This is a genomic window from Gilvibacter sp. SZ-19 (genome assembly GCF_002163875.1).
Taxonomy (GTDB): domain Bacteria; phylum Bacteroidota; class Bacteroidia; order Flavobacteriales; family Flavobacteriaceae; genus Gilvibacter.
Genome location: NZ_CP019333.1, coordinates 2,410,864 through 2,426,284 on the forward strand (window position 1 = coordinate 2,410,864; position 15,421 = coordinate 2,426,284).

At 44.1% G+C, this 15,421-nt stretch carries 11 protein-coding genes and 2 rRNA genes; 10 read left to right on the top strand and 3 right to left on the bottom strand.

The window, feature by feature from the left end; all coding sequences use genetic code 11:
• Positions 1–105 precede the first annotated feature (105 nt).
• The 7 genes from BTO09_RS11285 (at position 106) to BTO09_RS11315 (ending at position 9,335) form a co-directional block, all read left to right on the top strand.
• Positions 106–2,928 (top strand): 23S ribosomal RNA (locus BTO09_RS11285).
• A gap of 148 nt (positions 2,929–3,076) precedes the next feature.
• Positions 3,077–3,188, top strand: a 5S ribosomal RNA gene (gene rrf, locus BTO09_RS11290).
• 524 nt (positions 3,189–3,712) lie between these two features.
• Complete coding sequence (locus tag BTO09_RS11295) at positions 3,713–4,669, top strand: hypothetical protein (RefSeq protein WP_157663494.1); 957 nt, start codon at positions 3,713–3,715, stop codon at positions 4,667–4,669.
• Positions 4,670–5,088: 419 nt separating this feature from the next.
• Complete coding sequence (locus BTO09_RS11300) at positions 5,089–5,913, top strand: hypothetical protein (RefSeq protein ID WP_087524880.1); 825 nt, start codon at positions 5,089–5,091, stop codon at positions 5,911–5,913.
• A gap of 226 nt (positions 5,914–6,139) precedes the next feature.
• Entirely contained in the window at positions 6,140–6,973 is an 834-nt protein-coding gene (locus BTO09_RS11305) for a hypothetical protein (protein ID WP_087524881.1), read from the top strand.
• 50 nt (positions 6,974–7,023) lie between these two features.
• Positions 7,024–7,524: a hypothetical protein gene (locus BTO09_RS11310; RefSeq protein ID WP_087525550.1), complete on the top strand. Its 501-nt coding sequence runs from the start codon at positions 7,024–7,026 to the stop codon at positions 7,522–7,524.
• 59 nt (positions 7,525–7,583) lie between these two features.
• Positions 7,584–9,335 carry an FG-GAP-like repeat-containing protein gene (locus tag BTO09_RS11315; protein WP_087524882.1) on the top strand — a complete coding sequence of 584 codons (1,752 nt, stop codon included), beginning with the start codon at positions 7,584–7,586 and terminating at the stop codon, positions 9,333–9,335.
• A gap of 3 nt (positions 9,336–9,338) precedes the next feature.
• Here BTO09_RS11315 and BTO09_RS11320 read toward each other — a convergent pair whose 3' ends face one another.
• Complete coding sequence (locus BTO09_RS11320) at positions 9,339–9,602, bottom strand: DUF6095 family protein (RefSeq protein WP_087524883.1); 264 nt, start codon at positions 9,600–9,602, stop codon at positions 9,339–9,341.
• Positions 9,592–10,407, bottom strand: a complete 816-nt coding sequence (gene murQ, locus BTO09_RS11325; RefSeq protein ID WP_087524884.1) for an N-acetylmuramic acid 6-phosphate etherase — start codon at positions 10,405–10,407, stop codon at positions 9,592–9,594. The genes BTO09_RS11320 and murQ overlap by 11 nt, the downstream gene beginning before the upstream one ends.
• Before the next feature lie 69 nt (positions 10,408–10,476).
• On the opposite strand from murQ, the gene BTO09_RS11330 reads away from it, so the two are divergent.
• Genes BTO09_RS11330 through BTO09_RS11340 form a run of 3 tightly spaced genes read left to right on the top strand, consistent with a single transcriptional unit; the run spans position 10,477 to position 14,563 of the window.
• Positions 10,477–11,787 (top strand): trehalase family glycosidase, encoded by a 1,311-nt coding sequence (locus tag BTO09_RS11330; protein WP_087524885.1) that lies wholly within the window; start codon positions 10,477–10,479, stop codon positions 11,785–11,787.
• 4 nt (positions 11,788–11,791) lie between these two features.
• Positions 11,792–13,435 (top strand): sodium/solute symporter, encoded by a 1,644-nt coding sequence (locus BTO09_RS11335; RefSeq protein ID WP_087524886.1) that lies wholly within the window; start codon positions 11,792–11,794, stop codon positions 13,433–13,435.
• The gene (locus tag BTO09_RS11340) at positions 13,436–14,563 is read left to right on the top strand and encodes a glycerate kinase (protein WP_087524887.1); all 1,128 of its coding nucleotides are present in this window, start codon (positions 13,436–13,438) and stop codon (positions 14,561–14,563) included.
• Here the strand turns inward: BTO09_RS11340 and BTO09_RS11345 are convergent.
• Positions 14,558–15,421, bottom strand: a complete 864-nt coding sequence (locus tag BTO09_RS11345) for a DUF4249 family protein (RefSeq protein WP_087524888.1) — start codon at positions 15,419–15,421, stop codon at positions 14,558–14,560. The genes BTO09_RS11340 and BTO09_RS11345 overlap by 6 nt on opposite strands.

Here is a 15,421-nt window from a genome sequence, read left to right on the forward strand (position 1 = left end):
ATATTGGGAAAAGAAATACGAGAAAGCAAGTTATTTGTTTGTAATCGATAAGATTATAGACATCGAAAATAAATTTGAATCAAACTCATTAAGAGCAAAAAAGTACAATAAGCAAGATAAGGGCGTATGGGGGATGCCTAGGCTCTCAGAGGCGAAGAAGGACGTGATAAGCTGCGATAAGTTGCGGGGAGTGGCACATACACTTTGATCCGTGAATTTCCGAATGGGGCAACCCGGCTGTTTGAAGAACAGTCACCTTTAATTAGGAGCGAACCCGGAGAACTGAAACATCTAAGTACCCGGAGGAGAAGAAAACAATAGTGATTGCGTTAGTAGTGGCGAGCGAACGCGCAGTAGCCCAAACCAGTGTTGTTACGGCAATGCTGGGGTTGTAGGACTGCGATGTACTGTGCTGGATGAACTAGAACACGTTGGAAAGCGTGGCCAGAGACGGTGATAGCCCGGTATAGGTAAAGAAAGTTACAGTTAGCAGTATCCTGAGTAGTGCGGGGCACGTGAAACCCTGTATGAATTTGGCGGGACCATCCGCTAAGGCTAAATACTCCTGAGAGACCGATAGTGAACCAGTACCGTGAGGGAAAGGTGAAAAGAACCCTGAATAAGGGAGTGAAATAGAACCTGAAACCATACGCTTACAAGCGGTCGGAGCCACTTTGTGGTGACGGCGTGCCTTTTGCATAATGAGCCTACGAGTTACTTTTACTAGCGAGGTTAAGTTTTTAAGGAACGGATCCGTAGCGAAAGCGAGTCTGAATAGGGCGTTTTAGTTAGTAGTAGTAGACGCGAAACCGTGTGATCTACCCATGGGCAGGGTGAAGCTGTGGTAACACATAGTGGAGGCCCGAACCCGTTGACGTTGAAAAGTCTTGGGATGACCTGTGGGTAGGGGTGAAAGGCCAATCAAACTCGGAAATAGCTCGTACTCCCCGAAATGCATTTAGGTGCAGCGTTGATTTAGTTTTATAGAGGTAGAGCTACTGATTGGATGCGGGGGCTTCACCGCCTACCAATTCCTGACAAACTCCGAATGCTATAAAATGATGATCAGCAGTGAGGGCATGGGTGCTAAGGTCCATGTCCGAGAGGGAAAGAACCCAGACCATCAGCTAAGGTCCCCAAATGTATATTAAGTTGACAAAACGCGGTTGGATTGCATAGACAGCTAGGATGTTGGCTTGGAAGCAGCCATTCATTTAAAGAGTGCGTAACAGCTCACTAGTCGAGCGATCCGGCATGGATAATAATCGGGCATAAATATACTACCGAAGCTATGGCATCTGTAAAGATGGGTAGGGGAGCATTCTAGTTGTGTTGAAGGTGAACTGTGAGGTTTGCTGGAACGGCTAGAAAAGAAAATGTAGGCATAAGTAACGATAAAGGGGGCGAGAAACCCCCTCACCGAAAGACCAAGGTTTCCTCAGCTATGCTAATCAGCTGAGGGTTAGTCGGGACCTAACGCGAACCCGAAAGGGGTAGTGGATGGACAACCAGTTAATATTCTGGTACCTGCTCACGTTAAAAGTGACGGAGGCGTATATTTGGTGCGTGCTGACGGAATAGCACGTTGAAGCGAGTAGTAATACCGTGATAGTACACTAAGGCTACGGCTGCGGTGATAATCCAGAGAAGCGACTTCCAAGAAAAGCGAGTGAAGCAGCCCGTACCGTAAACCGACACAGGTGGTTGGGATGAGAATTCTAAGGTGCTCGAGAGATTCATGGCTAAGGAACTAGGCAAAATAGACCTGTAACTTCGGGAGAAAGGTCGCCAACAGCAATGTTGGCCGCAGTGAAGAGGTCCAGGCGACTGTTTATCAAAAACACAGGGCTCTGCTAAATTGAAAGATGATGTATAGGGCCTGACACCTGCCCGGTGCCGGAAGGTTAAGAGGAGATGTTAGCTTTTAGCGAAGCATTGAATTGAAGCCCCGGTAAACGGCGGCCGTAACTATAACGGTCCTAAGGTAGCGAAATTCCTTGTCGGGTAAGTTCCGACCTGCACGAATGGTGTAACGATCTGGACACTGTCTCAGCCATGAGCTCGGTGAAATTGTAGTATCGGTGAAGATGCCGATTACCCGCTACGGGACGAAAAGACCCCGTGAACCTTTACTATAGCTTAGTATTGACTTTGGATAAGTAATGTGTAGGATAGGTGGGAGACTTTGAAGTGGCGTCGCCAGGCGTTGTGGAGTCATTGTTGAAATACCACCCTTTACTTATTTGAAGCCTAACTCAGAAATGAGGACAGTGCTTGGTGGGTAGTTTGACTGGGGTGGTCGCCTCCAAAAGAGTAACGGAGGCTTCTAAAGGTTCCCTCAATACGGTTGGCAATCGTGTGTAGAGTGCAATGGCATAAGGGAGCTTGACTGAGAGACATACAGGTCGATCAGGTACGAAAGTAGAGCATAGTGATCCGGTGGTTCCGCATGGAAGGGCCATCGCTCAAAGGATAAAAGGTACTCCGGGGATAACAGGCTGATCTCCCCCAAGAGCTCACATCGACGGGGGGGTTTGGCACCTCGATGTCGGCTCGTCACATCCTGGGGCTGGAGAAGGTCCCAAGGGTTGGGCTGTTCGCCCATTAAAGTGGCACGCGAGCTGGGTTCAGAACGTCGTGAGACAGTTCGGTCTCTATCTGTAGTGGGCGCGAGAAATTTGAGTGAATCTGACTCTAGTACGAGAGGACCGAGTTGGACTAACCTCTGGTGTACCAGTTGTTCCGCCAGGAGCACTGCTGGGTAGCTACGTTGGGAAGGGATAAGCGCTGAAAGCATATAAGCGCGAAACCCATCACAAGATGAGATTTCTTTAAAGGGTCGTGGGAGACTACCACGTTGATAGGTCACAGGTGTAAAGGTGGTAACATCATAGCCGAGTGATACTAATAACCCGTAAGCTTATGTACGTCGACTTCCCCCGTTTTTAAAACGGGGGAAGCCACTCTTTGCTTTAAAAAATTAATGCAGTTCAAATGAACTTGCTACACACTCTCGAATCTCTTTTTCCTTTATGTCAAAATATTAGTGTTTGCATCTTATTGCAAGCCAACGATTTAAGGTGGCTATAGCGATGGGGCTCACCTCTTACCATTCCGAACAGAGAAGTTAAGCCCATCTGCGCAGATGGTACTGCTATACCAAGTGGGAGAGTATGTCGCTGCCTTTTTTTCATAAGACCCGTTCTAAGATTAGGACGGGTCTTTTTGTTTATAGAAACTTCTCGAATAAAGATTTTGCAGTAAAAAGGCAGCGACTCCTACGCGGCAGGCTGGCAGCTCGGGTAAAAGGTTTACCACACCATTTATTATCTCCGCTCCCCTGGATTAAAATGGATAAACTAATTTGCGAAGAAAGCTTATACCGTAATATATAGACCACTCCTAAAACAAAGCTTTAGAATTCCTCACCTACGGCTAAACTTTTATCACTTCCAACGGCATGGATTGACGTTTTTGCAACATTTGAACATCAAAAAACGATCAGAAAATGAACTAAAAGTCAGAAAATACTGCTGTTGGTCGAATATTATAATCGACAAAGTGTATGACAAGATGCACTATTATGTATTTCGTCGATAAAAAATTTCAATTCAACAAATATATCGGTAAGCACCTGAAGATTACATGATTGTGCGTAAAAACCTACACTGTACCTGCGTATATTGCGTACTCATACTAACAGAAGGATATTATGAGAAAGAGTGTATGTTTATTAATGTTGGGGTTATTGATTGTCTCTTGTTCTAAAGAGGACGCTAGTGTAGACACTGGTGTCGAGAATAACTCATATTCGAAAAATTTAGACTTTAACAGCCTCGGGAATTACCAGGGAACTTATGTTGCAACTGGAACGTCAGAACGTGGTCAGGTCAATGTTACTTTAACCCAGAGTGGTGCAAAGGCATCTGTTCAGTTAGCATCTGGGAAAGAACTCAAGTTTACTTCAGATAAAGTATCATTCGCCAGCATGACCGCTCAATCGACTTTGTTCACTGGAGCAGCTGGTAGTTTTAAGTTCACTGTAGCTGCAGATGGATCTGAGCCCACAGTTTCTGATGTAAACCTAAACAGTATCAATGGAAATATTGTATTGGCTAAGGCTACTTCTACAACAAATGTTAGAGCCATTACTGGTACTTACGGATGCGAAACTTGCGATGACCATCCGCTATTTTCGAATCCGGATATGCAAGATAGCTTTGTTTGGAATCTTGTGTTAGAAGGAGACGCCAACGGTCTTGAGATCGTGACTGCCCAAGTTAGCGCCGGAAGCAGAACTTTCGTAATGGATGGAGCTCAAGCAGACCCTTATGCAGTCATTGGCGATATGATCTATTGCAATATCAATGGCGAATTTGCTTTTGGAGAAATGGGATTAGTCTCTTGGACTGCAGAGCATATGTTTAATGACAAAGAAGCTTGCGAAAGTGTTAACGGTTCTTGGACCTTCAGCAGTGCTAATTACAACTTGGATGGTTGGATCAAAAGCGACACAACTTGTGACGTAACCGGTACGGGAGATCTTCCTTATTGTAATGCTGCAGAGACTAAGGTTAGTATCTGTCACAATGGAAACACAATTTGTGTAAGCATAAATGCTATGGAAGCTCATTTAGCGCACGGAGATGTGTTAGGCAGCTGTGATTAAATAAATCCTAAAGAAATTAATGGAGAAGTATATCTTATCCGTTAGAAGATTCAATTAACAACAATTTGTATCTAATAGTTGCACTAAGGCCACCGCGAAAGCGGTGGTTTTTGTTTTCTTATAGATTATGGTTCTGTTGCTAAGCACTTCACTTTTTTAAGCAGCTGAGCTGAATTTGACGTTTTTTACGGTTTTCGCTTAGGCTTAGTTCCATATTTTCATCAAAAAAGTAGGAAAATGCTTGCTTTTAATCGAAAACATCATCGGTGAAATACACGATAATGTAAAAATATATGTATTTCACCGATAAAAACTGCCCATAGAGCTAAAAGTAGGCTAAAAGGCACGCTACTAGGTATTTGTACGTATTTACTTACGTTGTTTTGCACGTATATTGCAACCGTAATTAAACACTACTTATGATGAAAAAATTACTTTATCTAGTATTCGCCGGACTTGTAATGACTTCTTGTTCTACAGAGGAGTTGACTACAGCAGATAAAGGCGCTTTTAACTTAACTGTACTTGACAACTCAGCTACCCATCTGGGAACTTATAAAGGTACCTTTGCGGCATTTGGTTCTGCAAAGCGCGGTACAGTAGTTATTACTATTACAGAATCTTTTGCCACAGCTGAACTAAAATTTGCAGACGGTACATCAACTACAATGACCGGAACAAGCTCTGATAGTTCTCTTAGTGGACTTAAGCAGTACGCATTCAATGCTATTGATGGAACATTCAATTTTAATGTAGCTCTAGACGGTTCATCTCCAGAAGCATCTGCTGTAAGTCTTACAGATGGTCCAGGTTCGATCGTTTTGGCCAAAGACACTGACGCAACCCCCGTGCGTTTAGCTACTGGTACTTTCGGATGCGAAGATTGTGGTGATCACCCAGTACTTAGCGATGAGAATGCTCAGAACAGTTTTATTTGGAATGCTATCTTCTCTGGAGAGGGAACAGAAGCAGGTCTTGTAATGACTCAGGTTAGTTTTGGCGAAACTTGGTTTGTAGATAATGGAGTGATCTTCGAAGCTTATGATAAAGTAGGCTTGCTATTATATAATGACCTTGAAGGTTCATTCCCATTCGGTGACGCTGGTTTAGTATCATGGACAGGAACTCAAATGTTCAGTGTAGACGGAGCTTGTATCGACCTAAGAGGAAACTGGACCTTGACAAGCCCTTCTTATGAAGTGACAGGTTGGCTAAAAAGCGATGACAGTTGTAACCCTCTGTAGGTTATATAAATAAAAACTAATTATACTAAGGTCCCTACCGTAAAACGGTGGGGATTTTATTTTTGTAGGTATATTAGGACATTATTTTAATTGAAACAACAAAATATATCGTTAAAGTGATGTTTTTTATCGATAAACGGTAATATTATTGGATTTTTTTACTTGATTATGCTGATTTTTATTTTCTGAGCCTTTTCTTTGCACTGAAATTAAAAATACCCCCCCAATGAGAAAATTTTTAATACTGGTTCTGGCTGCTTCTTCAATCCTGAGCAGCTGTTCCAAAGATGAGCAGTTAGAAACTGCAGAAGTGACAAATTTTAATGCTTTGGTTACCAAAGCTTCAGACCTACAAGCCACTGGAGTGTACAAGGGTACATTTGCAAGCTACGATAATGAAAACCGCGGTATCGTTATGATACAGATCAACCAAGCTGGTAAGGCCCAAGCCACACTTCAGTTTGCCAATGGTCAAGAAACTCAACTTTTAGCCGATTCACAGACATCTAAAAGCGGTCTATACACCGAAGTTACTTTCGTTAATGATGTAACTTCTTTTAGATTCAGTGTTGCTCAAGACGGATCTGCTCCACGCGTGAGCGGACTTGAGTTGGGTACTGCAGAAGGATCTATGAAAGTGTTAAAGGAAACTACCCGCGGTCCTTTGCTTCCGATCTCTGGAACCTATACCTGTGACAATTGTGAAATTCACCCGCTATTAGAGTCAGGTGTTACACAAACATTCAACGCTACTACTGTTAGCGGAGGCGGAAACAACGAACAACAAATTGTTACCCAGATCATTTTAAACGGAAAGGATTTCGGTTCTAGTACAGGTAATACACAATCTGGATGTGCTAACTCCGGAGGAATACGTACTTGTACAATTGCCGGTGCGTCTGCCACAATTATTGGTACCAGAGCCATTAATTGGTCAGGAACCCACAGATTTACACCTGGTGGTACTAGCTGCTCAGAAGTAAGCGGTACTTGGTCCTTCAATTCCCAATACGGTTTATTGACAGGAACCTTCATCAGTGATTCGACTTGCGGATTCTAATCCGAATTAACAACAAAGAAAAAGCCGTACCTTTAAGTATGGCTTTTTTTATGCGTACTTATTTCGTTCTCACAATACTCTTATTTGTTAACTACAGTCTAAGCGCACAAGACAGTTGTGCGTGCTGCACAGCAAATCATAGTGCATTTGATTTTTGGGTAGGCCAATGGACAGTCTCCAATCCCGATGGTACTTTTGCTGGCAATAACACCATCAGTAAGCAAGAAGACGGCTGCGTGATCCGTGAACAATGGACCAGTGCCACACCGGGCTATACCGGAACCAGTATTAATTATTACGATCAGGTCTTAGCGCAATGGGTGCAATTGTGGGTAGATGATCAAGGGCAAAGTCTATACTTGCGTGGAGGAATTGTGGAGCGGTCCATGGTACTCCAATCCGACCTACTCCCCGGAGCAGACGGAGTATCTCGTTACAACCGAGTCACCTGGACACCGCTACCAGAAGGAAAGGTGCGTCAGCATTGGGAAGTCTCCACAGATGGACTTAATTGGTCCACAGCATTTGATGGATTATATAGTCCTATCTAGGAAGATCAAATTCGATTAAAATCTTTACTTTAGAATCGAATTTACCTATCCTTTTGTCCATGTTTAAAAGACTCGCACTTTCTTGTGTTTTTCTATCGCTCACAGCTACAACCGCTTTATATGCTCAGGTATTGTTTGACCAGGTTGCAGACGATCTCGGTTTAGTAGTTACCTCAAATATAGACCTGGGTAGTGGTGTTTCGTTTTGTGATTTTAATGGCGACGGTTGGGACGATCTTACCTTTGCGACTCAAGAAGGGATACAAGTGCGGTTCTTTCAAAATAACAGTAGTGGATTTACGGAGGTATTCCTGATCGACGACACGCCTTTATATACCAATAAACAAGTCATTTGGGTAGATATAGACAATGACGGCGATAAGGACTTCTTTACGGCCAATGCGGAGTTTCCCAATGTGCTGTATGAAAATGTAGATGGAACATTGGTTGATATTACTGCGGAGTCGGGCTTACCTACGGTCTCTAAAATGACCCACAGCGGGAACTGGGGCGATTACGATAATGACGGCTTCCTAGACCTGTTTTTAGCGAGTCGCGACCCGGATCAACTCATAAGCAATCAACTCTTTAGAAATAATGGTGACAATACCTTTACCGACGTTACCATAAGCTCCGGTATTGGTGAAGTTTCTGAGCTTACTTTTCAAGGCACTTTTTTCGACTATGACAACGATGGTGATGTGGATCTTTATCTGATCAATGACCGATCGTTCACAAAAAATATACTGTATCGAAATAATGGTGACGGCACTTTTACCGATGTCTCTGTGGAATCTGGGGCAGATTTTGATATGGATGCTATGTCTATTGCACTAGAAGATTACGATGCAGATGGCTTTATCGACGTGTATATCACCAATGTTTTTGCTCCAGAGAGTGATACCGTTGGGAATGTACTGATGAAGAACAACGGCGATGGCACCTTTAGTAATGTGGCAGAAGCTGCGGAAGTCCGATTCGATACCTGGTCTTGGGGTGCCAATTGGACAGATGCTAATAATGACGGCTATTTAGATCTCTATGTGAGTGGAGCCTCGCCAGTTAATACTGCAACGCTTAACGCCGCAGCACTCTATGTTAGCGATGGTGATGGAACCTTTACCGAAGAGAACGCCAACGGATTCGAAGAAGATCTTGCCAATTCGTTTGGGAATGCTCTGGGCGATTTTAACCAAGACGGATATCAAGATATAGTTGTTACCAATCATTTTGGACATTTTTCATATCTCTGGGAGAACCTAAGCAGTACTGTGAACTCAAACAATTATATCGCTCTAAAAATGCAAGGTGTAGCGAGCAATAGGGATGGGGCGGGAGCCCGTATCGAGATCATGTCCGGAGGGCAGAAACAATATCGGGTTGTTGCCTTGGGCGAGAGTTACCTCAGTCAAAATTCCAACACCGAGATCATAGGATTAGGTAATCAAGGGCTAGATTACGTGCAAGTCACTTGGCCCAGTGGTACGGTTGATTTTTACGACGATATTACACCCAATCAGCGTTTAACCCTAGTGGAAGGTGTTGGTTATCTCTCCGCAGAAACACCGCTAGACAATACCGGTTTTGCCATGTATCCAAACCCAGCTAGCTCTGCGCTTAATTTGATACACACCAATGCCAATATCAACGCAGTTCGTATTTATAATGCTCTTGGGCAATTGTTGCTAACTAAAGAATTTAGCGTAGCAAAGGCTCAGCAAATCGAAATAGGGCAATTGGCCAGAGGCTCTTATTGGGTCGAGATCATTACGGATTCTGGGCGACAAACTAAAAAGCTTATCAAGCAGTAGGGTCTATTCTTCTGCGGATTTATTGGCGGGCACGCCGTCAAAAACAGCGCTGACAATTGTTCTTATCCCTTTAAAGCCCATGTAAATGGCGCCAGCTGCTGCTGCCAATCCTGGAATCAGTATAAAAAGTGCGGTATCGTTAATAAACGACAATGTGATCAGATAAGGTCCAAGGACGATCAGTAGCAAGCAAAAGAACATATACTTCAATCCTTTTTTCAATAAGGCGACGTCTGTATGTTTTTGATCAGGGTGTTTATTGGCCATCTTCTATAGATTTAATTGCTTCGCGCACACTTTGATGTTGTAATAGTCTTTCTTTGGCTTCTTCGGAGCTAATTCCGGTAGCCTGAACGATCATACGCGTACCGCGTTCTACCAATTTGTGGTTGCTGAGTTGCATGTCTACCATTTTGTTTCCTTTGACGCGTCCTAACTGAATCATGGTCGTGGTAGTGATCATGTTCAAAATGAGCTTTTGCGCAGTACCAGCCTTCATCCGGGAGCTTCCAGTGACAAATTCAGGGCCAACAACGGCTACTATAGGAAATTGAGCAACCTCATCAAGCGGGCTTCCCGCATTACAGGTTATACAGGCCGTAACAATTCCGTGGGCATTGCATTGCTCTAAGGCTCCAATTACATAGGGGGTTGTTCCGGAGGCTGCAATCCCGAGCACAATGTCATTTTTATCCACATTGTATTCTTGCAGGTCTCTCCAGCCTTGCTCGGTGTCATCCTCTGCAAATTCTACAGCTTTGCGAATTGCACTATCTCCACCAGCTATGAGACCTATCACCATTTCGTGCGGTACTCCAAAGGTAGGAGGACACTCACTGGCATCAACGATTCCCAGACGTCCGGAAGTTCCGGCTCCCATATAAAACAAGCGCCCGCCTTCCTTTAGTTTGGCAACTACCTGAGCAACTACTGCCTCAATTTGAGGTAAGATACCTGCTATTACCTGAGGAACTTTTTGGTCTTCAGTATTGATGCCTTGTAACAATTCCGCTATGCTTTTTTGCTCAAGATCGTTGTAGAGGGAGTCGGATTCGGTCGTTTTTTGAAACATCCGTAGGGAATTTGGTCACTCAAAAGTACGGATAAAAGCCTATATTTAACTAGTGATCAACCCCCTTTTATGAACCAACTAAAAAAGAATGCCCAGGCGGTGCTGCGCGGCAATTGGCAAAATGGATTTACCATTCCCTGTCAAGGCTTGTACCCGTTTCAATGGAATTGGGATTCCGGATTCATTGCCCTAGGCTGGGCACATATCGATCCAGAACATGCCAAGCAAGAGATACGCTCTTTGCTCAAAGGGCAATGGAGCAATGGCTTTTTGCCGCATATAGTATTTCACAATCCTTCGGACTCGTATTATCCGGGGCCAGATGTGCACGGAGCTGAGCTCAGCCCATACAGTCCAGAGATTCCTACCTCGGGAATAACGCAGCCTCCTGTTTTGGGATTCATTTTGGAGTATATCTATAAGCGCCTAGATGCAGATCCAAGCTTTTTAGACTTTGTGGCTTCCGTATACGATGCGGTCTACGCCAACCACGAGTATTTCTATACCCAAAGAGATCCACAGCAAGAAGGTCTAGTCTATATCTGTCATAATTGGGAGGCAGGGACAGACAATACTCCAGTTTGGGATTTTATTTGGGACACCTTTACAGTTCCCCAGTACGACCTCCCCAGAAAGGACACCTCCTTAATAGATGCATCCCATCGGCCCACCAATGCAGAATATTGCTATTATATTCACCTTATAGAGTTGTTCAAAACTTGGAATTACGAGGATGCTCGAATTGCTGCGGAGTCTCCTTTTCTAGTACAAGATCCCTTGTTTAACAGCATGCTTATTGCCTCCAATAACAGTTTGATTCGCTTGGGAAAACTCCTTGGTCGATCAGCCCAAGTTTCGCAATTACAAGCCTGGAACACCAATGCAAAGCAACGATTCAATGAAAAGCTTTACGACAGCGAATTGGGCGGTTACGTCTATTACGATCTACGTGGAGAGCGAAAGCTATCGCATTTATCGTCCTCTAGTTTTACACCGCTATTTGCCGAGATTCCATCTGCTGCCCAAGCAGCAGCCATGATCGCCCACTTGGATGGGGGACGTTTTAGTGGTGCTCAGCACGAGCGTCTGCTTTGTGCTTCATTTGACCCCACTAGTTCACTGTTTAATAGTCAGAAATACTGGCGAGGCCCTATCTGGATCAATCTCAATTGGCTCATCTATGAAGGCTTGCTAAACTACGGAGCTAAGGACGCAGCAGCACAAATAAGAACAGACAGCATAGCGCTTATTGAAAAGTATGGATTCTATGAATACTTTGAATGCGATAGAATTAAGAACGAAACACTAGATACAGGTTATGGCGGGAATAACTTCTCTTGGAGTGCAGCCCTTATCCTAGACCTTTTAAAATCACAATAGATTTATGAATGTATACGACTACCTGATCGTCGCGGCCTATATCATCTTCTTTTTGGGGATGGGCTACTTCTTTAAGAACAACAAGAATTCAACAGATTACTTTTTAGGCGGACGCTCTATGGGTTGGTTCCCATTAAGCCTCTCAACCATGGCTACTCAGTTATCTGCTATTAGTTTTATCTCTGCACCGGCCTTTGTTGGTATTAAAATGGGAGGTGGGATGAAATGGTTGACTTTTGAATTCGCCGTGCCCTTGGCAATGCTTTTTATTATGCTCTTGGTGATTCCGCCATTGTTTAGATCTGGAGTTGTAAGTATTTATGAATTTGTAGAACGCAGGTTTTCTGCCTCTACCCGAATGACCCTCAGTGTCGTCTTTCAGCTCAGCAGGGCACTGGCCACAGGAGTCATGGTCTATACCATAGCCTTGATCATTCAAGCGGTATTAGACATAGATAAAGGATACACCATTTTAATAATTTCTGTGATCACCATAATATACAGTTGGCAAGGTGGAATGAAGGCCGTTGTTTGGGGCGATGCGATCCAAATGATCTTGCTCTTCGGGGGATTGGTGGCCTGTTTGGTCTTCGGATGGATGGAGTTGTCAGAGACCGGAGGTTTGGCCAATGGATTTGCACCAGAGCGTTTACAGGTAATCGATTTTAATCTCGGAATAGGACAGGGGCAAGAGTACGGATTCTGGCCCATGCTTATTGGAGGCTTTTTCTTGTATGTGTCTTACTACGGCTGTGATCAGACGCAGGCCCAGCGCATGCTGTCCGCTAAGAACGAAAAGACCATTCGTCAATTACTTTTGGCAAATGGCTTGTTGCGCTTTCCGGTAGTTTTGGTCTATTGTATCATGGGACTCATCATTGGGGCTTTAGTAAGCAGCTCTCCGGATTTTATGGCAGAGTTGGTGGCCGTTACAGAAAAGCATTTTCCGGCAGCGGCCGCAAATAATGGGATCAACACTGACCTAATGATCCCGGTCTTTATAATAAAGTACTTACCGCATGGTATCATCGGACTATTAATGGTGGCAATTCTGTCTGCAGCCATGAGCTCGCTGAGTTCAACGGTAAATTCGCTCTCTGCAGTAAGCGTAGAAGATTTCTTTAATCGCGGTAAACGTAAACTCGAAGGAGCTGCATACATGCGCACCTCCAAGTTAATGGTCTTGTTCTGGGGTATCGTTTGTATTTCCTGTTCGTTCTTGTTTGGTGGCAGTAAGAGTACGGTAATTGAGATCATCAACGCAATTGGCTCTGTATTCTACGGTCCTGTTCTGGTAACCTTTTTGCTCGCCATTTTCTCTAAAAAGGTCAACCATATAGGTATGAATGCCGGTATCATTGTCGCGGTTTTGGTGAATCTGATCTTCTCCTCGACCATGCAAGAGATCTTTAATTACGATATCGGTGTTGAGATCTTCTGGATCTGGCTCAACTTTACTGGTGTGGTGATCACCTTGGTGGTGGCCTATCTGGTTTCTGCCTTAACCAAGAAAATCGAAGTAAAAGAAGGCATTCCATTTCAAATAAAACGCAGTGACATCATGCAGAAAGAGACCTATATCTTGGTCGGATTCTTAATTGTCATAGTGGTGTTCAGTTATTTTGTTCCAGATATTTTTGGCCTATAGATGAAAGTATTGATCATTCCAGATGGCTTTAAAGATAGTTTGGAGGCAGCTCAGGTTGCCCAGGCTATAAAGGAAGGCATATACCAAGCCAACGAACACACCCAAGTATTCGAACTTTTGGCCTCAGACGGCGGCGATGGTTTTTTAAAGGTCATTAGGTATTACAAGCCAAAATTGGAAGTTGTAAAAACTGCTACTGCAGATCCTCTTGGGAGATCTATAGAGGCTTCATACCTCTATGATAACGATACGGCAACCGCTTATATAGAGCTGGCCGCGGCTTCTGGAATCGAGTTATTAAGCAAGCAGGAGCGCCGGGTAATGGAAACCTCGACTCTGGGCACAGGCAAGCTGTTAGAATCCGCTATAGAAAAAGGCGCAAAACACATTTATGTAGGCTTGGGTGGATCTGCAACCAATGACGCCGGTATGGGAATAGCCCAGGCCTTAGACTGGCAGTTTTTAGATATTGATGGGAAGCCCTTGTATCCCTGCGGAGGAAGTCTGAATTTGGTCGCACAGGTCATTCCACCAAAAGATCCGAAGACCAAAGGGATACAGATAATAGCGGTAAATGATGTACAGAATCCACTTTTTGGACCGCAAGGCGCAGCCTATACCTATGCAAAACAAAAAGGCGCTAGCCCGCTGCAAATAGAACTTTTAGATTCTGGCCTAAAGCATTTAAACTCGCTGGTTTCGGAGGTAATTGGAAAGGACCTAGGCGAGGTTTCCGGAACAGGAGCTGCCGGTGGAACAGCTTATGGTCTTAAGGCGTTTTTAAATGCAGCCTTCGAGCCAGGCACGCCTTTTATGCTCAAATTGAGCGGCTTTCACGAAATTCTCGACACCCATGAAATCGATCTCATAATCACAGGCGAAGGAAGTATTGATCATCAAACCAAACACGGAAAGCTGATCAGTGGGGTAGTGCAAGTTGCCTCATCTTATAATGTGCCGGTTTATGCTATTTGCGGCCGATGTTTTCTAGACCAGAACGGAATTGCAGAGCTAGGATTGGCAGCGGTTGAAGAGCTCTACAGGCCCGAGCAACCAGAAGGTTATAGTTTTACTCATGCTGAGTCGCTTGTAACACAAAGAGCTACGAGTATAATAGCAGGATTATAGGTCTTCTATTACTATGGTCGAGGTGTTCTGCTGGACCAATGCAAAATAACCCAAGGCAAAATTCTGCTCGTTTTCTACATTGTCTACAGTCTCGTCATTGTCAATGTCTGTAGCGTTAATAAAGTTTCCGCGAACCGTTAGTGTTGGAGTCTGAAATGGGTTCAGATCGTCCTCACTTTGTTCGATGAGTTGATTCATATAGTTGTAAAACTCCTGATCGGCCCCTAGGATAGAAATAGGAAGCTCAGTGCCAACTTCAAACGGATCGTCATAGAACCATGAAAACACAAATTGTTGGTCTTGGTAGAAGGTATCTTCTGTGGCCAGGAACTCTCCGAAGCCAAAATCGAAGATGTAAAAATTGTCTTCTCCGGCAATATCGGTAAAGGTGACTTCGATCTCTTGGTCGTCATCGTCGAACACAAAACCATCTCCTTGTTCCAGCTGATCGATCTGAGGAGCAGCCACAAAACTCGCTTCGGCCAAATAGAATTGATCTTCAAAATCGATCTGCAAGAGCCAACGGTCCTGCATTAAAAGATCGGTTTGTAATGATTTGACGTAAACACCTGGCTCGGTTTCGTTAAAGACCACGGCGTCTGGTAGCGGATTATCTAGATTGCTAATGGTTATTTGTTGCAAATTGGCCGGAGGAATGGTCTCAAAAAAACCGTTGGTCTCTCCGACTACCACGCGCATTTCCGTTATTGCAGATGCTGTATCTATTCGGATCAATGCGTCTATGATCAATCGACGATCTCCTGTTGGGGTATCTACTTCGATCACGTCTTCGCAACTGTGCATAAAGGGTAGCGTAAAGAATGTAAGAAGAATAAAATATAGGCTGCCTCGAGTCAT